Here is a 20,626-nt window from a genome sequence, read left to right on the forward strand (position 1 = left end):
CCTCACCCTCATGGATCAGACCAAGAAGAATGTGCTCCGTACCGATGTAGTTGTGATTGAGCATCCGGGCCTCTTCCTGAGCCAGGACCACAACCCGCCGCGCACGGTCGGTGAACCTCTCGAACATCTCGTCGCTCCTCACAGAGCGGTCAGGCGAACCTGGGCGATCCGGCTCGTCGTTCCGCATGCTAGCCCTGACCCAACGACCACTCCTCCGGCGTTCCCCTGGAGCAGGGCGTTCACGCTCTATCCAACCCCCTGCCGGGGCTGACATGTTCCCGGTACGCCGGAAGCGAACGAGGTTTTAAGGGCCTGGAATGAAATCGCGCGGCTATGCGATCGTCAGATCGTCCGACGACCGGCATAACCGCACGATCAAGGGCGTACTTAGTGCGCCGCCTCGTACGCCTCGACGATCGAGGCGGCAATACGACCCCGCTCGCTGACGGGGTGACCGTGAGACTTGGCCCAGGCGCGGATCTCGGCGCTCTTCTCGCGGCTCATGGCCCGCTGTCCACCGCCACCGCCGCCGCCACCACGACGACGTCCGCGCGCCTGAGTCGATTCGGCCCGCCGCGCGCTGCCGACGAAAGGCGACAGAGCCTCGCGAAGCCGCTTGGCGTTGCCGTCGCTCAGGTCAATCTCATATGACGTGCCGTCAATCCCGAAGGTGACCGTCTCATTGGCCTCACCGCCATCGAGATCGTCGATGAGAATCACCTGCGTGTGCTTGGCCATCCGGCAATCCTTTCGAGGAGCATAGTTTGATTCGTCAGCCAAACATATACCCAGTTTCGCTGGTTGACAATTCAAGCTTGCGGATTCTCAGGAACCTCTGCGTCCGCTGACTTCTCACGTGGCTCGCGAGCGGGTCGCAGCCCGGCGGCGTCGGAACGTACCAACTTTACGATGCCGTAGACGACCGCTCCCGCCACGGCCACGGAAGGCACCAAGGCGGACAATACCTCTGTCATTCTGCCTCGCTCGAGCCGGGGGTGTCATTCGTGACGCCCACGTAATTTCTGGGGACAGGGCCCGCCAGCCAGCTACTTCTGCGCTGCAGCGGGGCCTGCTACGACCTTAGCGCCGGGACGGACTCGGCTCGTCTTCCGGGGTACCCCAGCTGGGCGAACGGAATCCCGGTCTCTCCAGCGGGCTTACCGGATGCACATGAAATCCTACTCAGAATGCCAAGTGGGGCGGTCGCCGAAGCGCCGCCCCACCCCTTTCGCCCCGATCGAGGGGCATCCGCTACCCGGCCTCAGCCCGGCAACTTCACCACGACGGTCCCGGCCGCCTTGTCGTGAAGTCCCTGGTGAAGGGGCTTGTCGGTGATGATCAGAATTCCGATCACCACGACGAAGACGTAGATGATCAAGTTCAGGATCGGCAGCCCGCTGAGAGCCAGCACCCCCGGATAAAGCACCGCTCGCTTCATCAGGGCCGAGGAATCCACCACCCCGCTCAGCGGGACGACCTTGATCTTCAGAACCTTCTTGCCGACGGTCTGGCCGTCCTTGCTGTGGAGTGCGTAGTCATACGCGGCATATGCCACGTAACCGATGAGGGCGGCAAGGAAAGTCGGCAGGAAGGAGGACAGGATCGACGAGACGATCAAGAAGATGATCGTGTCGATGACCCGGGCGGCCCACCGCTCCCACCATTGCGCGAGGGTCCCCGGAACGCCGGGAGGAACGGGTGCGCCCTGCGGCCCGCCATAAGAACCCTGCGGGACGCCATATGGATCCTGCGGGGCACCATATCCACCCGGAGGCGGATAACCACCCGGAGGCGGATAACCCCCGGGCGGGGGCGGCGGGGTGGAGCCGTATGGATTCTCGCCGTAGGGAGGCTGCGTGCTCATTGTCACCTCTCGGGGTGTTGCGTCGTACATGCGCCGGCCAAGCATCGCACCTCGGGCGGTCCGGCAGGGCAGATTTCCCCCCGTCCACCCACCTATCCGACTGATTGGCGTGAACATACGAAAAGCGGGGCCGATGGTCCGTTCCACCCACCCCGCTTTGTGGCACTACTTGACCTTGACCACCACGGTCCCGGCCACCTTGTCGTGCAGAGCCTGGGACAACGGCCGATCCCACAGGAGCCAGAGCACGTTCACCACAGTGAATAGGTTGAAAACCACGCCCAGCAACGGGATCCAGCTCAACAACTGCGGACCCGCCAGCACCCCCGCCCGCTTGCCGGCGACGTCGACGGGCAGGCCCTCGGGGGAGAGCGCGCCCCCGACGGCGGTCACCTTGATCCCAAGAATCATCTTTCCGAGCGTCTGACCGCGCATTCGCAGCAGCAGGAACTCGTAGGCGATGAAGAGGGCGCCCGTCACGAGGGCGATCAGCAGACCGGCGAGGAAGATGCCACTCGGCAGCGTGACCGTCCCCGTCGTCAGGTCGTAGCCGCCCGGGTCGATCACCGCGTCGTTGATGATCCGCTGGATGATGTACAGCGGGATGCCCAGAATGATGCCGTCGACAAGCCTCGCGAGGAGCCGCTGCCACCACTCCGCGAGGGGAGCGGGAGCTCCGGGGGGCGGGGTCGACGTACCGGGCTGGTTGTAGGCGGCCGCCGCGGGATATCCGGGCTGGCCGTAGCCGGCCTGGCCGGCTCCCTGCGCGCCCTGTCCGTAGCCGGGCTGACCGTACCCCTGCCCATAGGCGGGCTGGCCGTATGCCTGCTGGCCGTACCCCTGCTGCGCCTGTCCCTGCTGCCCAGGTCCCTGCTGGCCGTAGCCGGGCTGACCATATTCCTGTTGGCCATAGCCCTGCTGCCCGTGAGTGGGCTGCCCGTGGGTGGGCTGCTGCCCGTACGACTGCCCATATGGCTGCTGTCCATATGACTGCGGACCGGTCTGACCGTAGCCCTGCCCCTGGCCCGGCTGGCCCGGCTGCTGAGCCTGGCCATAACCGGGCTCGCCATAACCGGGGTGGCCGTAACCCTGCTGCGCCTGCTCGCCATAACCGGGCTGGCCGTAGCCCTGCTGCGCCTGCTCGCCATAACCCTGCTGGCCGTAACCCTGCTGGCCGTAACCCTGGGGCGTGCCCGGCTGGCCGTACGTTTGGCCGGCCTCGGGCTGGCCATACGCCTGCCCGTAGCCCTGTTGGCCATATTCCGGCTGACCGGCCGGCGGTGCGTAGGAGGGCTGTCCATATGACTGGCCATACGACTGGCCATATGGCTGCTGTCCCTGTGACTGCTGTCCATATGACTGCGGGCCGGTCTGACCGTAGCCCTGCCCCTGCCCCTGGCCCGGCTGGCCCGGCTGCTGAGCCTGGCCGTAACCGGGCTGGCCATATCCCTGCTGGCCCTGCTGCCCCCGCTCGCCATAGCCGGGCTGGCCGTAACCCTGCTGGCCATAAGCCTGCTGGCCATAGCTCTGCTCGGCCTGTCCCGGCGACGGCTGCTGACCGTACTCCTGCGCGCTCTGGCCGTATCCCGGCTGCGCCTGCCCAGGTTGCGCCTGCCCCGGCTGGGTCTGACCGTAGCCCTGCCCGTACTGCTGCTGGCCGTACTGCTGGCCGTACTGCTGCTGGCCATACTGCTGCTGCCCGTACTGCGGGGCGCCGTACGGCTGGGGGCCCGTCTGCTGGTCCGGCCGGGGGCCGACGATGGTGGCTTCGGGGTCGTAGTCGCTGGGGGAGCTCTCTGTGGGGTACCCAGGCTCAGAAGGCGGCGATGGCGTGCCGTCCGAATCGTCCTGGGGGTACGGTGGCTGTCCGCTCACCGTGTCACCTCGTTTCCGAAACGCATGCGCCGCACGTCACCAGCACACGCTGATATTGCTCAAAGTAGCGACAGGCGTATCAACAGTCACCTTTGCGGAAACAAACGATCAATGTCAAGATCGCGGGGCCAGCTGGAGGAGCATGCGCGTGTTGCCCAGCGTGTTGGGCTTCACGTGTTCAAGATCTAGAAATTCGGCGACGCCCTCGTCATAGGAGGCGAGCAGCTCGGCGTACACCTCGGGCGAGACGGGTGTGCCCTGGATCGGCACGAACCCGTGCCGGCCGAAGAACTCCACTTCGAAGGTCAGGCAGAAAACCCGCCGCACACCCAGCTCCCGGGCGGCGTCGATCAGCGAGGCGACGATCCCGTGCCCCACTCCCCTGCCGCGCATGACCGGATCGACCGCCACGGTGCGGATCTCCGCCAGGTCTTCCCACAGCACGTGGAGCGCACCGCACCCGACGACCTCACCGCCGGCCTCGGCCACCCAGAACTCCTGGACGTCCTCGTAGAGAGTGACCGTGCTCTTCTCCAGCAGGCGGGGGCCCGCGCCCGAGTAGGCGTCGACGAGACGGCGGATGGCGCGGACGTCCGGCGTCCTGGCCCGGCGCACCGCCGCCGGTGGGCCGCCCTCCGCGTGCGCCTGCTCCGCGACCTGTTCCATGACCGGTCAGCCTAATCGGGAGCGAGGCCGTCGCGCCGTGACACCTGTGTCACGGCAATAACGGGCAGGCCCAAAAATCACTCGCAACACCGTGCCATGACTCGCTGTGAGCGTGATGACACGAGAGGCGACGATCGGACCCCGGTTAGTTTTGACAACTTTTGCCCATTCCTGGACCTGCGCCGATCGTGGATCTACCGTCCACAGAGACTCCCAAACCCACGTAGATGTAGGACAATCGCAGCGAAATGCCGTGACCTCCTCGTGATCATTCGGTTGTGCAACCTAGACGGGATTGAGAGTTCTGGTTGAGCAACAACCCGTGGTGCATTAGTGTCCAGCGTCGATGCCGTTCGACGGGAGCAGTCCCGGCGAGCGGCTCGCCGAGTCCCCGACGCATCCCCGTGCGGCGGGGAGCCGGGGACCCAACCACGCAGATCGGTCGGCCCGTCCGACGAGATCGGCAAGGGGTGAATCCGAGAGGTAGGGCTGCTCCGGCCCGAACCCGTCAGCTAACCCGGTAGGCGCCCGGCTGTGCCGTGGGCCCGCGTGACATCCGTGTCACCGGACGCACCCGCGGCACGACATAGGAGAGGAGCTTGGTTGCGCAAGCGTGGAGGACGGCCCGTGGGCAGGCACGCCCGGGACCGGCGCCCGCTCGTCGTCACGGTGGGACCGGTCGTCCGCCGTCTGACCCTCGTCGGCGTCGCGCTGACCGCGATCACCTTCGGCGCCCCGGTGGTCTCCGCGACCGCCGACCCGAAACCGAGCCTCAAGCAGTTGTCCGCCGAGGTCGAACGCCTCTACAGCGAGATCGAGACCCTCACCGAGCAGTACAACGGTGAGCGGGTCCGGCTGTCGGCGGCCCAGCGCTCCGCGGAACTCGCCAAGAAGACCCTCGCGAAGAGCGAAGACGAGCTCACGGCCCGCCGCCAGAAGGCCAGCCTCTTCGCCCAGAACTCCTACATGACGGGCGGCCTCGGCTCGGCCCTGGCTCTGGTCAGCGGAGGCGGCGGCGACCCCAGCGCGTACCTCGACCAGGCGTCCACCACCTACGCGCTGGAGCAGCAGCAGGGCGAGGAGGTGGCCGAGGTCTCCAAGGCGATGGAGGCGGCCGCCCGGGCCAAGGCGAGCGCCACCGCCCGCCAGAGTGAGGTGAAGAAGCTCCTCAGCAGCCTGGATGGCCGCCGCACCAAGATCGAGAAGCTGGTCAAGCGGGCCGAGAGCAACCTTTACAGCAAGGTCGCCGGCAGCGTCGGGGTGGGCCGGGCGACCCGGATCTCGTTCCCGATCGTCGGCGACGGCAAGGCCGCCGAGGCGGCGCGCTGGGCGCTGTCCCAGCAGATGAAGCCGTACGTCTGGGGCGCGGCCGGGCCGAGTTCCTTCGACTGCTCCGGCCTGGTCTTGGCGGCCTACCAGCACGTGGGTATCAGCCTGCCCCACTACACGGGCGACCAGTGGACCGCCGGCACCCACCTCGCCAGCAAGGACGACCTGCGGCCGGGCGACCTCGTCTTCTTCTACGGCGACCTGCACCACGTGGGCATCTACATCGGCGGGGGCTACATGGTCCACGCCCCGCACACCGGAGACGTCGTCCGCGTGGCGAAGATGGGCAACCGGCCGTTCGCGGGCGGCGTCCGCATCGCTGACTGAACCGACTGAACCGACTGAACCGGTCGGGCCGACCGGCCGGCCGGGCCGAACCGCCGCCGACGGGCTGGCGACGAGCCGCGGCGGCCGGAGCCGGACTGTGCCGGCTGAGACCCTCGGCCGACCGCTCCAGCGCGGGCGGCGGCCGTCCCCAGCCGAGACGGCCCTCAGATAAAACGGCCCTCAGATAAGACGGCGCCGCGCGGCCCAGGCGACCGCCTCGATGGCGGTCGCCACGCCGATGCGGTCGCAGATGCACCGCAGACGTCTGCGTACGGTCCGGCCGCTCACGTCGAGCGTGCGACCGACGCGATCGGCCGTCACTCCCTTGGCGAGCTCGGCGAGCAGCAGCAGGTCGTCATCCGTCAGACCGGCACGATCTGGGTCCGAGGCGAGGTCGTCACCCCGGTAGATCACGTCGGGAACGCTCATCGTCTCCCCTCCCCACGACGATGATTGATCGGCTGACCCCTCCAGGAAAGTAAACGCCTGCGTCGAATGTCGTCAAGCATTGCCAATATCAGGCCCATGTCACCTCGCCCGCGACGGCCGGGCGGAACGGCTCATCGAGCGGGTCGTCAAGCGGGTCATCGGAGCGGCCCGGCGGCAGCGGATCCCGGCCCGCCCAGGAGCACGGGCCGGGATCCGATGAGCCGCGGGCGTCAGGCGGACAGCAGCGCGCGCACCCGGTCGCGGCCGACGGCCAGGAGCAGCGTGGGCAGCCGGGGGCCGGTGTCACGGCCGACCAGCAGCCGGTAGAGCAGCGCGAAGAACGCGCGCTGCGCCGCCTTGAGCTCCGGCGTCGCGGCCTTCGCGGTCATGTCGAGCCCGGCCTGGACCTTCGGCACGCCGTACAGGAGCGTGGTCAGTCCGTCGAGCGACCAGTGCTCGTCGAGACCCTCGGCCAGCAGCCGCAGCGACGCGCGCTCGGTCTCGCCGAGGCTCGCCAGCAGCTCGGCGTCGGGCTTCTCCCTGACCTGGGTGCGCTCCTCCGCCGGGACGTACGTGGTCACCCAGTGCTGGGCCTTGTCGAGCCGCGGCCTCAGCTCGTCGAGCCCGGCGATGTCGTGGTCGAACTCGCGCAGGATCCGCAGCGTCTGCTCCTCGTGGCCGGTCGTGATGTCCACGACCGACGCGAGGGTCCGGTACGGCAGGCGGCGCGGGGTCTCCGGCAGCGCGCCCGCGGCCGTGCTGGAGGCCCGGCGGTACGCCGCCTGGTCGGCCGGCAGCGCCGTGCCGTCGCCGATCTTCCTCGTCAGCGTGTCCCACTCGTCGTACATGCGCTGGATCTCCTGATCGAAGGAGACCTTGAACGACTGGTTGGGCCGCCGCCGGGCGTACAGCCAGCGCAGCAGCGCGGGCTCCATGATCGACAGCGCGTCCGCCGGGGTGGGCACGCCACCCCTGGAGCTGCTCATCTTGGCCATGCCGCTGATGCCGACGAAGGCGTACATCGGCCCGATCGGCTGGGCGGCGCCGAACACCTCCCGCACGATCTGCCCGCCGACGACGAACGACGATCCCGGCGAGCTGTGGTCGACGCCGGACGGCTCGAACACCACGCCCTCGTAGGCCCAGCGCATCGGCCAGTCGACCTTCCACACCAGCTTGCCGTTGGTGTGCTCCGACAGCAGCACGGTCTCGGTGTGGCCGCAGGCGCAGGTGTAGGTCAGCTGGGTGGTGGCGTCGTCGTACGCGGTGACCGTGGTGAGGTCGCGTCCGCAGGCCGAGCAGTAGGGCCGGTACGGGTAGTAGCCGCCCGCCCCGGAGCCGTCGTCCTCACCGGCCGCGCCCGAGCCCTCCAGCGCCGCCGCCTCGTCGGCGTCCTCCACCTTCTGCGCCTTGGCCTTGGCCTTGGTGCGGTACTGGTCGAGGATCGCGTCGATCCGCTTGCGCTCGCGCATGGCGAGGAGCACCTGCTCGCGGTACGCGCCCGAGGTGTACATCCGCGTCTGGCTGATGGGGTGGAACTCCACGCCCATCTCGGCCAGAGCGGCGGCCATCGGGGCCTTGAAGTGCTCGGCCCAGTTGGGGTACGGGCTCCCGGCCGGCGCCGGGACCGAGGTCAGCGGCTTGCCGATGTGCTCGGCCCACGACGGGTCGATGCCGACGGGGACCTTCCGATAGCGGTCGAAGTCGTCCCACGAGACGATGTGCACACACTCCACCCCGCGGCGCCTGATCTCGTCGGCCACCAGGTGCGGGGTCATCACCTCACGGAGGTTGCCCAGGTGGATCGGCCCGGAGGGGCTGAGTCCCGACGCGCAGACGATGGGTTTGCCCGGCGCGCGCCGATCGGCCTCGGCGATGACCTCATCAGCGAAACGCGCCACCCAGTCGGCGTCCATCACGGCAGTCCTCTCTCAGCGGGATCCTGCCTTCTATGGTCCCGTACCCGAGGGAGTGCTTCAGGCCGTGTTGCGCGCGTAGACGAGCCGGAGGCCGATCAGGGTGAGCCAGGGCTCGTGAACGTCGATCGTCCGGGCCTCGTCGACGACGAGCGGAGCGCCGGGGCCGGTGGCCACCACGGTCACCTCGTCGGGGTCGGCGGCCAGCTCGGCCGTCATCCGGTCGACGATGCCGTCGACCAGCCCCGCGAAGCCGTAGATGATGCCGGACTGGAGCGCCTCGACGGTGTTTTTGGCGATCACCGATCGTGGGCGCACGAGTTCGACCTTGTGGAGCTGGGCCCCGGCGGTGGCCAGGGCGTCCACCGAGATCTCCAGCCCCGGGGCCGTGACCGCCCCGACATATTCGCCGCGGGACGACACGGCGTCGAACGACGTCGCCGTGCCGAAGTCGACGATCACGCAGGGCCCGCCGTACAGGGTCGCGGCGGCCAGCGCGTTGACGATGCGGTCGCTGCCGACTTCTTTGGGGTTGTCCATGCGCACCGGGACGCCCGTTCGCACCCCCGGCTCGACCACGACGGCCGCGACGTCCCCGTAGTAGCGCCGGGACATCTCCCTGATCTCGTTGAGCACCGACGGGACGGTGGAGCAGATCGCGATGCCGCCGATGTCGGCGTCCTTCACGATCGGCGACTGCGCGAGCAGGCCCTGGAGCACGACCGCGATCTCGTCCGCCGTACGGCGGGGATCGGTGGCGATCCGCCAGTGCTCGATCACCTCTTCACCCTCGAACAGGCCAAGCACCGTGTGGGTGTTGCTGACGTCGATGGTGAGCAGCATCCCCCGATTATGCACCAGCGCGGGGACCTGCGATCTTCGCTCCGGGGGACTCATTCGCCACGCAGGTCGAGGCCGACGTCGAGGACCGGGGCCGAGTGCGTCAGCGCGCCCACCGCCAGGTAGTCGACCCCGGTCGCGGCCACCGCCCGGGCGTCCTCAAGGGTGAGCCCGCCGCTCGACTCCAGCCGGGCCCGGCCCGCGACGAGGTGGACGGCCTCGGCGAGCTGCTCGACCGTGAAGTTGTCGAGCAGGATCTCCTCGGCGCCCTCGGCCAGCACCGGCTCGATCTGGTCGATCCGGTCCACCTCGACCTCGATGGGCAAGCCGGGGAAGGCGTCCCGTACGGCGCGGAAGGCCGCCGCCACGCCTCCGGCGGCCACCACGTGGTTGTCCTTGATCAGCGCGGCGTCGTGCAGGCCCATCCGGTGGTTGACCCCGCCGCCGCACCGCACCGCGTACTTCTCCAGGGCGCGCAGGCCGGGCAGCGTCTTGCGGGTGTCGCGGACCCGCGCGCGGGTGCCCTCGACCGCGTCGGCCCAGCGGCGGGTGGCCGTGGCCACGCCCGACAGGTGGGTGAGCAGGTTGAGGGCCGTACGCTCCAGCGTGAGCAGGTCGCGCGTCGTCCCCCGGACGGTCATCAGGACCTCGCCGGCGCGCACCCGGTCGCCGTCCCGCGCGTGCCGCTCGACCTCGATCGCCGCGCCCGCCTGGCGGAAGACGGCCTCGGCCACGGGCAGCCCGGCCACGACGCCGGACCTGCGGGCGACCAGGTCACCGGCCGCGGCCTGCCCGGCGGGGATCGTGGCGGCGGAGGTGACGTCGAGCCCTCCCGCGAGGTCTTCCTCCAGGGCGACGCGGATGAGGCGGAGCAGGTCGTCGGGGTCGAGCCCGGCCTCCGTGAGCTCGGCCCGCAGCGCGGCGGGCAGCTCGCCCGGGAGGGCGCCGGACTCGTGGGCCTCGTGCCGCATGACCAGTCCTTCCGATGTCAGAGCGATGTCGATGTGCAGGCTCCAGCGCTCGTCGTCGCGCTCGGGGTGATCCTCACGCCAGTGGGAGCCTCTGGTCTCGGTGCGCTCCGCGGCGGCGGCGACCAGCGCGGACGCGACGGTGAGGAGGTTGGTCGCCTCCCACGACTCGGTGCAGGGCTCGACGGCGACCGGCGTCCAGCGGGCGTCGGTGAGGGCGCGGGCGACGGCGGCCAGGCTGCGGTCGCCCCGCAGCACGCCGGCTCCGCGGCTCATGTGGGTCTGGATCCGGGAACGGGTCCGCGGGTCGACCAGGCCGTCCGGACGGGTGTCCGGCCCCGGTTCCCCCGGCGTGAGGTCGCCGGCCGCCAGGCCCGCGGCGATGCGCTCACCGAAGACGAGCCCTTCGAGCAGCGAGTTGGAGGCGAGCCGGTTGGCCCCGTGGACGCCTGTGCACGCCACCTCCCCGCACGCGTACAGACCGGGGACGGTCGTGCGGCCGGACAGGTCGGTGCGGACGCCGCCGCTGGCGTAGTGGGCGGCGGGCGCCACCGGGATCGGCTCGGTGACCGGGTCGATGCCGTGCTCCCGGCAGACCGCGAGGATGGTGGGGAACCTGGCCCGCCATTTGTCCTCGCCGAAGTGCCGGGCGTCGAGGAACACGTGGTCGGCGCCGGTCTCCCGCATCCTCCGCATGATGGCCTTGGCGACGATGTCGCGGGGGGCCAGGTCGGCCAGCTCGTGGACGCCGTTCATGAACCGCTCGCCCGCCGCGTCGATCAGCACGGCGCCTTCGCCGCGTACGGCCTCCGACACGAGCGGCTGCTGACCGGTCGAATCCTCGCCGAGCCACAGGACGGTGGGGTGGAACTGGACGAACTCGATGTCGCGGACCACGGCCCCCGCGCGCAGCGCGAGCGCCACGCCGTCGCCGGTGGACACGACGGGATTGGTGGTCGCCGCATAGACCTGGCCCATGCCGCCGCTGGCGAGGACCACCGCGCCTGCGTGGACGGCGCCGACCCCGTCGCGCGCGCCCTCGCCCATGACGTGGAGGGTGACGCCGCGGGCCCTGCCTGCGTCGTCGAGGAGCAGGTCGAGGGCGAGGGCGTGTTCGACGACCTCGATCCGCGGCTCGGCCAGCACGGCCTGGACGAGCGCACGCTGCACCTCGGCGCCGGTCGCGTCGCCGCCCGCGTGGACGATCCGGTTGCGGCGATGCCCGCCCTCGCGGGTGAGCTGGAGCGCCCCGTCGCCGTCCCGGTCGAATTCGGCGCCGTGGCCGATCAGCCGCTTCAGCGCGTCGGGGCCCTCGGTCACCAGGACCCGTACGGCGTCCTCGTCGCAGAGCCCGGCCCCGGCCAGGAGCGTGTCCCGCAAATGCTCGTCGGGGGTGTCCTCGGGGTCGAGCACGGCGGCGATCCCGCCCTGCGCCCAGCGGGTGGACCCGGCGGACAGGACGTCCTTGGTGACGACGAGGACCCTGCCGTCCGGGGCGAGCTGGACGTACCGGAGCGCGACCGTCAGGCCGGCGATCCCGGATCCGACCACGACGACGTCCGCGTCCACGCCCCATCCAGGAGCGGGGGCCGTGAGCCTTCTCGGAATCGCGACCATGAGGGGTCCCCTTTCGTCATTATGACGATAACCCCTCGCGCGTATGGACCCGCGCCCACCCCCTCAATTCCTCAGGAAAGAGTCACGAACACGTTGTCGATCAGGCGGGTCGCGCCCACCCTCGCGGCGACCGCGAGGATGGCCTCGCCGCGGTACCCCTCTCCCACCGGCTCGAACGTGGCCGGATCGACCAGGACGAGATAGTCGAGCCGCAGTGGCGGGTCGAGCCCGGCGGCCTCGTCCAGGACGGCGCCGGCGGCCCGGAGAACCGCGTCGCCGCTGTCCTGCGACCGTCCGGCTCGCAGCGCCGCCGACAGGGACAGCGCGGTGGCGCGATCGCCGGCGGACAGGTACCTGTTGCGGCTCGACAGGGCCAGCCCGTCCGGCTCCCGCAGGGTCGGCCCGCCGACGATCTCGACAGGCACGTCGAGGTCGGTGACCATCCGGCGGATGAGGGCGAGCTGCTGGGCGTCCTTCTGCCCGAAGACCGCGACGTCGGGACGGACGAGGTTGAGCAGCTTGAGCACCACCGTCAGCACCCCGTCGAAGTGGCCGGAGCGGAACGCGCCCTCCACGACCGTGCCCATATGACCCGACGAGAGGCTCACCTGCCGGTCGGGCAGGTACATCTCGGCGGCCGACGGGGCGAACACCACGCTCACGCCCTCCTCCGCGCAGGCGGCGAGGTCGGCCTCGAAGGTGCGCGGGTAGCGGGAGAAGTCCTCCTCGGGGGCGAACTGCAGAGGATTGACGAACACGCTCACCACGACGTGATCGGCCCGCTCGCGGGCGAGCCTGATCAGTGACCGATGTCCTTCGTGGAGGGCGCCCATCGTGGGGACGAGGGCGATGCGGCCGCCGAGCCCGTCTCGCGCCTTGGCGAGCTCCGCCCGGTCGGCGGCGACGATCAGGTCCAAATATTGCCTCCCAACGCGTCCAGGAGGCGCTCGGCCGCCTCGGGTTTGAGCAGCCCGGCCGCCAGAGCCCGGTCGGCCGTGAGCCTGGCGAGTGCCACGTAGGCGTCCGCGGCCTCGGGGGCGGCCAGGATCAGCGCGTCCACGTGCCTGCGCACGGTGCCGGCGTCGCCGCGTACGACGGGTCCGGTCAGCCCGCTGATGCCGAGGCGCAGCGCGTTGTCGAGGGCGGCGCCGAGCAGCGGGCCGAGCATCCGGCCCGGATGCTCGACGCCGATCCTGGCCAGCAGTTCCTGAGACTCCGCGATCAGTGTGACCATGTGATTCGCGGCGCCGGCCAGGGCGGCGTGATAGAGGGCCCGGTCACGGTCGGCGATCCAGACCGGCTCCCCACCCATCTCGATCACCAGGGCCTCGGCCACCGGGCGGAGCAGCGTGGGCGCGGTCACGCCGAAGGAGCACCCGTTGAGCTTGGTCAGGTCGTCGTCCCTGCCGGTGAACGTCATCACCGGGTGAAGCGCGAGCGGGAGCGCGCCGAGCTCCGCCGCCGGGTCGAGCACGGTCAGGCCGTACGCCCCGCTGGTATGGGCGAGCAGCTTGTCCCGCAGGTTGGCGCCGGTGGCGGCGAGACCCGCCACCAAGCCGGGCAGCACGTCGTCGGGCACGGTGAGCAGCACCAGCTCCGAGCGGCTGATCACCTCGTCGGGCCGGCTGAGCCGGACGCCGAGACGCTCGGCCGCACGCCGCTCCGAGGCGTCGGAAACCCCGCTCGCCGCCACCACCCGATGGCCCGCGAGCGTCAGCGCGGCTCCGAGCACGGAACCGACCCGACCCGCTCCGAGCACGCCGACGGCGAGCCGCGCCGGGCGGTCACTAGTCTCCATGACGCCTCCCCTCGCCCAGAGTAGCGCCGTGCCGATCGCCGGCCCGGCCGCGGGCCAACGGTCGAATTTTGTCCCGTTTCTCTGTGGCCTATGTTGAGGCACGAGTACGAATGTGCCTAGTTTTCGTCTGGCCCACGCCGTCTGGGTAACGTGAGGCGCTGTGTGGCTCACCTGGCGCGCCGCCGTCCAGCGGGCTCTCTACGGACCCGACGGCTTCTACCTGCGGGAACGACCGGCCGGACACTTCCGCACCTCGGTGCACGCCGGGCCCGCGTTCGCCGGCGCCGTGCTCCGGCTGCTGCGGCGGACCGACGCGTCGCTCGGCCGTCCTCCGGCGATCGACCTGGTCGACCTCGGCAGCGGCGACGGCCTGCTGGCGTCCCGGGTGCTGGCCGCCGCCCCACCGGACCTCGCGGAGCGGCTGCGGGTCACGGCGGTGGACCTCTCCTCCCGGCCCGCGGGCGTCGACCCGCGCGTGACCTGGGCCGCGGAGCTCCCCGAACGGGTGACCGGCCTGGTGTTCGCCAACGAGTGGCTGGACGACATCCCGCTCGACGTGGCCGAGCTCACCCCGTCGGGCCCCCGGCTGGTGCTGGTGGATCCGTCGACCGGCGACGAACGTCCGGGCCCGGAGCCCGAGCCGGGCGACCTGGCCTGGCTCGAACGCTGGTGGCCGCTGCGCCACCCGGGCGAGCGGGCCGAGATCGGCCGCCCGCGCGACGAGGCATGGGCCGGCGTGATCGGACGCCTCGTGCGGGGCACGGCGGTCACGGCCGACTACGCGCATCGCGCCGGGCACCGCCCGCCGTTCGGGACGCTGACGGGATTTCGCGGCGGCGCCGTCGTGCCCGCCGTACCCGACGGGTCGTGCGACATCACCGCCCACGTCGCGCTGGACGCGTGCGCCGCCGCGGGCGAGCGGGCCGGCGCGACCGAGACCCGGCTCACGACCCAGCGGGAGGCGCTGCGCGAGCTCGGGGTGACCGGCGCACGGCCGCCGCTCGCCCTCGCGGGCACCGACCCGGCGGAGTACGTGCGCGCGCTGGGCCGCGCCTCGCAGGAGGCCGAGCTGATCGACCCCGCGGGACTCGGGGATTTCGGCTGGCTGGCCCAGCTCAGGCTGTGACCTGGGATGTCCGACTCAGACGGTGACCTGGAGCGTCCGCAGGCCCCTGATGACGTAACCGGGCTTCCAGGACGGCTCCTCGGCCAACTCCAGGGAGGGCGCGGCCCGCAAGAGGGCGCCGAACGACTCGATCAGCTCCACCCGGGCCAGCGGCGCCCCCAGGCAGAAGTGGATGCCCGCCCCGAAGGAGATGTGCGGATTGTCATGCCGCGCCACGTCGAGACGGTCGGGATCCTCGAAAACCTCGGGGTCGCGGTTGGCCGAGCCGAACAGCAGGGCCACCTCCTTCCCCCGGGGCACGGTCACGCCGCCGATCTCGACGTCCTCCAGCACCCACCGCTCGAACATCTGCAGGGGAGTGTCCCAGCGCATCAGCTCCTCCACGGCCCTGGGAAGCAGGCCGGGATCGGCCCGCAGCCGTTCGAGCTGGGCCGGGTTGCGGAACAGGGCCCACCAGCCGTTGCCCGTGACGTTGACCGTGGCCTCGTGTCCGGCGTTGAGCAGCAGCACGCAGGTGCCGATCAGTTCGTCCTCGGTCAGGCGGTCGCCCTCGTCGGCCACCTGGGCCAGCGCGGAGATCATGTCGTCGCCCGGGTGATCACGGCGATGGCGGGCCAGCTCACGCAGATAGCCGGAGAACTCGCCGGCCGCCCTGACGGCCGTGTGCTGGACCTCGGCCGAAGGGTTGAGCTCGTACATCCCGCAGATGTCGGCCGACCAGGGGCGCAGCAGGTGGCGGTCGGCCTCCGGCACGCCCAGCATCTCGGCGATCACGGTCACCGGCAGCGGTTCGGCCACGAGGGAGAGCAGGTCGCCGCCGCCCCGCTCGGCCAGGCCCTCGGCCAGCCCGGTCGCGATCTTCCTGACCCGGGGGCGGAGCGACTCGACCATGCGCGGGGTGAACGCCTTGGACACCAGCCGCCGGAGCCGGGTGTGCACCGGTGGCTCGACGTCCAGCATGCCCGCTCTGATCACCCGCCAGAAGGGCTCCTGGAACTCCGGTTCCGGCTGTCGGCCGAACTCCTCGTGCGACGCCGCGTGCAGGTAGGAGCGGCCCAGCCGCCGGTCGCGCAGCAGGGCGTTGACGTCGGCGTGCCGGGCGACCAGCCACTGGCCGGTCGGCTCGAAGAAGCTCACCGGCGCCGTGTCGCGCAGCTCGCGGTACGCGTCGTAGGGGTGGGCGACGAACTCGGGATTCCAGGGGTCAAACCTCACAAAGACACCTTACGGAGTGGGGCCCCGGGCGGCCACCGCAACCGGCCGGCCGCGCGACCTGGGGATTTGCCAACGGGACGTGTCGCCGGGTTATAGTGCGGCCCAGGTGATGAGTGCCAGCGCCAAGCCCCGGCTCGCTGGCCGGCAACCCTCGCGCTCGCGGCGGGGTGCCCCGGGTGAGCACCGGGTCCGGCACGACGTGTGCCGGGCAAGCGCGGGCTCCGCCGTACGACGCCTCGGCCGGGTCCCTGACTCCAAGGAGGTCCGGCGTTGTCCGTCGTCACGTCCCCCATCACCCGTCCTGCCGCATCCCCCGTCGCCACGCCCGGCGCCCGGATCCCCGCGGTCGTGCCCGCGGTCGTGGGAGCCGACCTGGAGGTCCCCGTCAGGGGCGGCGAGCTGGTCCAGTACGCCAATCTCGACTACGCGGCGAGCGCGCCCTGTCTTGAGCCGGTGAGCGCCGCCGTCGCCGCCGCGCTCCCGGCCTACTCCAGCGTCCACCGGGGAGCGGGCTACGCCTCGCAGCTCACGACCGCGAGGTATAAGCAGGCCAGGCACACGGTGCGGGCCTTCGCCGGCGCCCGCCCGGACGACGCGCTGATCTTCACCCGCAACACCACGGACGCGATGAACCTGCTGGCCCGCTGCCTGCCCGAGGGCACGACCGTCGTGGTCTTCGACACCGAGCACCACGCCTCGCTGCTGCCCTGGCCCAAGGCCGTACGGCTGGCCCCGCCCGCCTTCCCCGGCGAGGCGATCCGCGCCGCCGACGAGGCGCTGGCCGCCGTCGAGGGCCCCGCCCTGCTCGTGGTCACCGCGGTCTCCAACGTCACCGGCGAGGTCTGGCCGATCGCCGGGCTCGCGCACATCGCCCACCGGCACGGCGCCCGGATCGCCGTCGACGCGGCCCAGCTCGTGCCGCACCGGCGGCTCAACCTCGGCGCGCTCGACCTCGACTACGTCGCGTTCTCCGGCCACAAGCTCTACGCTCCCTTCGGCACGGGCGCCCTGATCGGCCGTCCGGACTGGCTGGCCGAGGCCGAGCCGTACCTGCGCGGGGGCGGGGCGGTCACGGCCGTCCGCGAGGAGGCCGAGTGGAGCGACGACCCGCAGGCCAGGCATGAGGCGGGCACGCCCAACGTGCTCGGCGCCATCGCCCTCGCCGCCGCCTGCGACGCCCTCGGCGCCACCGGCTGGACGCCGATCATCCGCGCGGAGGAGCGCCTGCTCGCCCGGCTGCGGGCGGGCCTCACCGCCATCCCGGGGGTGCGCGAGCTGTCCCTGTGGGGGCCCGACCACCCGCGCGTCGGCATCGTGTCGTTCACCGTCGAGGGCCGCACGGCCCGCGAGGTCGCCGAGCTGCTGTCGACGCGCTACGGCATCGGCGTCCGCGACGGCAAGTTCTGCGCCCACCCGTTCGTCCGGCACCTGCTCGGGATCGACGACGGCGGCTGCGCGGACGGCGGGGCGGTCCGCGCGTCGATCGGCCTCGGCTCGACCGAGGAGCACGTCGACCGCCTCGTGGCGGCCCTCCGGAGCATCGCGGCGGAATGAGACGCCCGGCGGCGCCCGCCGTTCACCTGCTCGCGCGGGGGACGACGCCGCTTCGCCGTGCCGCACGGCGTGAAAACATGGCCGTATGAGCGAGACGCCGCGGGAGCTGGTGGCCGGCATCGGCGCGGGGGCGGGCCACGTCGGGACGCGCGGGCCGGACGCCGGGGACGCCGAGGATCTGGTCCTCAACATCGGCCCGCAGCACCCGTCCACCCACGGGGTGCTTCGGCTGCGCCTCGTCCTGGACGGGGAGCGCATCGTGTCGGCCGAGCCGATCGTCGGCTACATGCACCGCGGCGCGGAGAAGCTGTTCGAGGTCCGCGACTACCGGCAGATCGTGATGCTGGCGAACCGGCACGACTGGCTGTCGGCGTTCGCGAACGAGCTGGGCGTCGTGCTCGCCGTCGAGCGGCTGCTGGGTATGGAGGTCCCGGTGCGGGCGGTCTGGGCCCGCACCCTGCTCGCGGAGCTCAACCGGGTGCTCAACCACCTCATGTTCCTCGGGTCCTATCCGCTGGAGCTGGGCGCGATCGCCCCGGCCGTCTCCGCCTTCGAAGATCGGGAGACGCTGCAGCGCGTCATGGAGGAGATCTCCGGCGGACGGATGCACTACATGTTCAACCGGGTGGGCGGGCTGAAGGAGGACCTGCCGCTCGGCTGGCTCGGCCGGGTCGCGGGCGCCGTCGCCGGCGTGCGGCGCCACCTGCCCGGCATCGAACAGGTGATCACGGGTGATGAGGTCTTCCTCGCCCGCACCCGCGGGGTCGGCGTCCTCGACCGTGAGACGATCATGCAGTACGGCGTCAGCGGGCCGGTCGCCCGCGCCTCCGGGCTCGACCTCGACCTGCGGCGCGACGAGCCCTACCTCGCGTACGGCGAGCTGCCGGTGAAGGTCGTCACCCGCGCGGAGGGCGACTGCGCCGCCCGCTTCCAGGTGTTGCTCGACCAGATCAAGGTCTCCCTCGACCTGGCCGACGCGTGCGTCGAACGGCTCAGGCACCTGCCCCCCGGCCCGATCAACCAGCGCCTGCCCAAGATCCTCAAGGTGCCGGAGGGACACACGTACGCCTGGACGGAGAGCCCGCTCGGCCTCAACGGCTACTACCTGGTGTCGAGGGGCGAGAAGACGCCGTGGCGGCTCAAGCTGCGCAGTGCGTCCTTCAACAACGTGCAGGTGCTGCGCGAGCTGCTGCCCGGAAACCGCGTCCCCGACCTGGTCGCGATCCTCGGCTCGATGTTCTTCGTCGTCGGCGACATCGACAAGTAGGACATCGACAAGTAGGGCGCGGGACGGGTCAGTCCTCGTCCTCCGGCCGTCTCGGCACGCGGCAGCAGTACTCCAGGATGAGCGCCGCACAGATCAGGATCACGCAGGAGAGGAACGACCCGCCCGCGATGATGGCGTCCTGCCGGGGCTTGGGCAGGTCGAGCAGGTTGATCACGCGCAGCACGAAACCGGCGAACACCCCGGCGAACGCCGCCCCGGTGTACGCGGTGGCCTTGGCCAGCGCGGCCAGCCGGGCGACGGCCAGCGGGTCGATCGGCTTGGTGTCAGGCCTGCGCTGGATCCGCGCCCGGGTGAGCCAGCCCGTGTACCCCTCGCCGACCGCGAGCAACAAGGTGGTGGGGATCGCGCTCCACGGCACGGTCGGCAGGACGGAGTAGGCCTGCTGGAGCAGCGCCCAGGTGGCGACCGCGGCCACCACCACCACGCCGACGAGCACGCCGGGACTGCTGGGCTTCACTGCGGCTCCTCGTCAGGCGGGCGGTACGAGCGAGAGGTCGGTCCGCGGCCGGACCCCGCGCTGGTCGACCTCGGCCAGCAGGGCCGCCACGGAGCCCCGTCCGGGCAGCACCGCGTCCGGGTCAGCCCGCACCCACGGCACCAGGACGAACGCCCTCTCGTGGGCCCTGGGGTGAGGCAGCGTGAGCTCGGGGTCGTCCGACCTGAGATCGCCGACCGCGATCAGGTCGACGTCGAGGGTCCGCGGCCCCCATCGCTCGATCCGTTCCCGGCCGAAGGCGTTCTCGATGCTCTGCGCGCGGTCGAGCAGGGTCCGCGCGTCGTGCACGCCGTCGGCGATCACCACCGCGTTCAGGTACGGCCCCTGCTCGGGGCCGCCCACCGGATCGGTCTCGTACACCGGTGACACCGCCACGAACGTCAGGCCGGGGGCGTCGAAGAGGGCGTCGACGGCGCCCTGGAGGTGGTCGATCCGGCGGCCGAGATTGCTCCCGAGCGCGAGCACCGCCCTCATGCGCGACCCCTTCTGACCGTCACCACCACGTCGTCGAACGGAAGCGGGATCGGCGCGGCCGGCTTGTGCACGCTGACTTCCGCCTCGTCCACCACCTCGTGGGCCAGGCAGGCCGCCGCGAGGCGCTCCGCCAGCGTCTCGATCAAGTTGACCGGCTCCCCCTCGACGATCGCCGCCAACTCCACCGCCAGCGCGCCGTAGTCGGCCGTCTTGGCCAGATCGTCACCGGCCGCGGCCGGGGCGGTGTCGAGGAACAGCGTCACATCGACGACGAACTCCTGTCCCAGCTCCCGCTCGGCGGGCAGGCAGCCGTGCCGCCCGCGCGCCCGCAACCCCGTCAGCCGCACGCTGTCGCTCACGAAACCTCCCCGCAGGACTCCCGGACCATCACGCGCACCGCCTACTCCTCCTCCTCGTCCTCCTCGTCGTCGCTCTGGAGGACCGGCGAGCCGTGGTAGAGCCACAGCCGCCACCCGGACGGAGTCCGCAGGTAGGTGCTCGATGCGACCACCCGGCCGGCCGCGAAACCCGGCTCGTCGGTGTCGGCGGCCGTGAGGATGTTCTCCGCGCACGTGAGGACCGCGACGTCGCCCAACACGGCGGTCTGCACGTCGGTCAGCACGAACTGGATGTACGGCGTGTTCGCCATGATCAACGCCCAGGAGCGGAGCACCTCCGAGCGCCCGCTCAGCATCGGCCAGCCCGGGTGGACGCACATGGCGGTACGGCCACCGCCGTCCTCGATCCAGATCTCCGACATCTTGTCGAGGTCGCCGCTCTCGATGGCGTTGTAGAACGCCTGGTTGAGCTCCTCGATGTCCTTCATCGGCGTCCCTGTCGGCAT

At 71.0% G+C, this 20,626-nt stretch carries 20 protein-coding genes and 2 riboswitches; of the genes, 4 read left to right on the forward strand and 16 right to left on the reverse strand.

Features of this window, described 5'->3' with window-relative positions; genetic code table 11:
* From JOL79_RS10670 to JOL79_RS10690, 5 genes are all read right to left on the reverse strand, one after another.
* A partial coding sequence (locus JOL79_RS10670) for a Clp protease N-terminal domain-containing protein (protein WP_146605600.1) occupies window positions 1-127 on the reverse strand: 127 nt, incomplete at its 3' end.
* Window positions 128-387: 260 nt separating this feature from the next.
* Window positions 388-738, reverse strand: coding sequence for a histone-like nucleoid-structuring protein Lsr2 (locus tag JOL79_RS10675; RefSeq protein ID WP_210155595.1), 351 nt, complete (start codon window positions 736-738; stop codon window positions 388-390).
* Between the two features lie 523 nt (window positions 739-1,261).
* Complete coding sequence (locus JOL79_RS34965) at window positions 1,262-1,981, reverse strand: RDD family protein (protein WP_307848502.1); 720 nt, start codon at window positions 1,979-1,981, stop codon at window positions 1,262-1,264.
* Window positions 1,982-2,029: 48 nt separating this feature from the next.
* Entirely contained in the window at window positions 2,030-3,739 is a 1,710-nt protein-coding gene (locus JOL79_RS35395; RefSeq protein ID WP_210155597.1) for an RDD family protein, read from the reverse strand.
* Between the two features lie 114 nt (window positions 3,740-3,853).
* On the reverse strand, window positions 3,854-4,405 hold the full coding sequence (locus JOL79_RS10690) for an amino-acid N-acetyltransferase (protein WP_210155598.1): 552 nt from the start codon (window positions 4,403-4,405) through the stop codon (window positions 3,854-3,856).
* Window positions 4,406-4,786: 381 nt separating this feature from the next.
* Window positions 4,787-4,932: riboswitch (cyclic di-AMP (ydaO/yuaA leader) on the forward strand.
* A gap of 76 nt (window positions 4,933-5,008) precedes the next feature.
* On the opposite strand from JOL79_RS10690, the gene JOL79_RS35400 reads away from it, so the two are divergent.
* Window positions 5,009-6,061 carry a C40 family peptidase gene (locus tag JOL79_RS35400; RefSeq protein ID WP_307848479.1) on the forward strand — a complete coding sequence of 351 codons (1,053 nt, stop codon included), beginning with the start codon at window positions 5,009-5,011 and terminating at the stop codon, window positions 6,059-6,061.
* 180 nt (window positions 6,062-6,241) lie between these two features.
* On the opposite strand, the gene JOL79_RS10700 is transcribed toward JOL79_RS35400, so the two are convergent.
* The 6 genes from JOL79_RS10700 to JOL79_RS10725 all read right to left on the reverse strand — a co-directional run bounded on the left by JOL79_RS10700 (window position 6,242) and on the right by JOL79_RS10725 (window position 13,629).
* Window positions 6,242-6,490 (reverse strand): helix-turn-helix domain-containing protein, encoded by a 249-nt coding sequence (locus JOL79_RS10700; RefSeq protein WP_230984630.1) that lies wholly within the window; start codon window positions 6,488-6,490, stop codon window positions 6,242-6,244.
* Window positions 6,491-6,720: 230 nt separating this feature from the next.
* Window positions 6,721-8,406, reverse strand: coding sequence for a lysine--tRNA ligase (lysS, locus tag JOL79_RS10705; protein ID WP_230984631.1), 1,686 nt, complete (start codon window positions 8,404-8,406; stop codon window positions 6,721-6,723).
* A 60-nt stretch (window positions 8,407-8,466) separates the two neighbouring features.
* Complete coding sequence (locus JOL79_RS10710; protein WP_210155599.1) at window positions 8,467-9,249, reverse strand: type III pantothenate kinase; 783 nt, start codon at window positions 9,247-9,249, stop codon at window positions 8,467-8,469.
* 50 nt (window positions 9,250-9,299) lie between these two features.
* Window positions 9,300-11,831: an L-aspartate oxidase gene (locus JOL79_RS10715; protein WP_210155600.1), complete on the reverse strand. Its 2,532-nt coding sequence runs from the start codon at window positions 11,829-11,831 to the stop codon at window positions 9,300-9,302.
* Between the two features lie 71 nt (window positions 11,832-11,902).
* A complete protein-coding gene (gene panC, locus JOL79_RS10720; RefSeq protein ID WP_210155601.1) occupies window positions 11,903-12,748 on the reverse strand; it encodes a pantoate--beta-alanine ligase in 846 nt (281 codons plus the stop codon).
* Complete coding sequence (locus JOL79_RS10725) at window positions 12,739-13,629, reverse strand: Rossmann-like and DUF2520 domain-containing protein (RefSeq protein ID WP_210155602.1); 891 nt, start codon at window positions 13,627-13,629, stop codon at window positions 12,739-12,741. The genes panC and JOL79_RS10725 overlap by 10 nt, the downstream gene beginning before the upstream one ends.
* A 160-nt stretch (window positions 13,630-13,789) precedes the next feature.
* Between JOL79_RS10725 and JOL79_RS10730 the strand changes: the two genes are divergently transcribed.
* A complete protein-coding gene (locus JOL79_RS10730; RefSeq protein ID WP_210155603.1) occupies window positions 13,790-14,755 on the forward strand; it encodes an SAM-dependent methyltransferase in 966 nt (321 codons plus the stop codon).
* 15 nt (window positions 14,756-14,770) lie between these two features.
* Here JOL79_RS10730 and JOL79_RS10735 read toward each other — a convergent pair whose 3' ends face one another.
* Window positions 14,771-15,970 (reverse strand): cytochrome P450, encoded by a 1,200-nt coding sequence (locus JOL79_RS10735; RefSeq protein ID WP_210155604.1) that lies wholly within the window; start codon window positions 15,968-15,970, stop codon window positions 14,771-14,773.
* A gap of 105 nt (window positions 15,971-16,075) precedes the next feature.
* Window positions 16,076-16,191: riboswitch (SAM riboswitch) on the forward strand.
* A 49-nt stretch (window positions 16,192-16,240) separates the two neighbouring features.
* Between JOL79_RS10735 and JOL79_RS10740 the strand changes: the two genes are divergently transcribed.
* Together JOL79_RS10740 and JOL79_RS10745 are read left to right on the forward strand one after the other, a co-directional pair.
* Window positions 16,241-17,524 (forward strand): aminotransferase class V-fold PLP-dependent enzyme, encoded by a 1,284-nt coding sequence (locus JOL79_RS10740; protein WP_210155605.1) that lies wholly within the window; start codon window positions 16,241-16,243, stop codon window positions 17,522-17,524.
* Between the two features lie 85 nt (window positions 17,525-17,609).
* Window positions 17,610-18,791 carry an NADH-quinone oxidoreductase subunit D gene (locus tag JOL79_RS10745; protein ID WP_210155606.1) on the forward strand — a complete coding sequence of 394 codons (1,182 nt, stop codon included), beginning with the start codon at window positions 17,610-17,612 and terminating at the stop codon, window positions 18,789-18,791.
* Between the two features lie 28 nt (window positions 18,792-18,819).
* Here the strand turns inward: JOL79_RS10745 and JOL79_RS10750 are convergent, their stop codons facing one another.
* From JOL79_RS10750 to JOL79_RS10765, 4 genes are read right to left on the reverse strand one after another with little or no spacing between them, the layout of a single operon-like run.
* Complete coding sequence (locus tag JOL79_RS10750) at window positions 18,820-19,269, reverse strand: DUF3180 domain-containing protein (RefSeq protein WP_210155607.1); 450 nt, start codon at window positions 19,267-19,269, stop codon at window positions 18,820-18,822.
* Between the two features lie 12 nt (window positions 19,270-19,281).
* A complete protein-coding gene (gene folK / locus JOL79_RS10755) occupies window positions 19,282-19,782 on the reverse strand; it encodes a 2-amino-4-hydroxy-6-hydroxymethyldihydropteridine diphosphokinase (protein WP_210155608.1) in 501 nt (166 codons plus the stop codon).
* Entirely contained in the window at window positions 19,779-20,141 is a 363-nt protein-coding gene (gene folB / locus JOL79_RS10760; protein ID WP_210155609.1) for a dihydroneopterin aldolase, read from the reverse strand. Before folB ends, folK begins: the two co-directional genes overlap by 4 nt.
* 41 nt (window positions 20,142-20,182) lie before the next feature.
* Complete coding sequence (locus JOL79_RS10765) at window positions 20,183-20,626, reverse strand: nuclear transport factor 2 family protein (RefSeq protein WP_230984659.1); 444 nt, start codon at window positions 20,624-20,626, stop codon at window positions 20,183-20,185.

The sequence above is a fragment of the Microbispora oryzae genome, from assembly GCF_017896165.1.
GTDB classification, from domain to species: domain Bacteria; phylum Actinomycetota; class Actinomycetes; order Streptosporangiales; family Streptosporangiaceae; genus Microbispora; species Microbispora oryzae.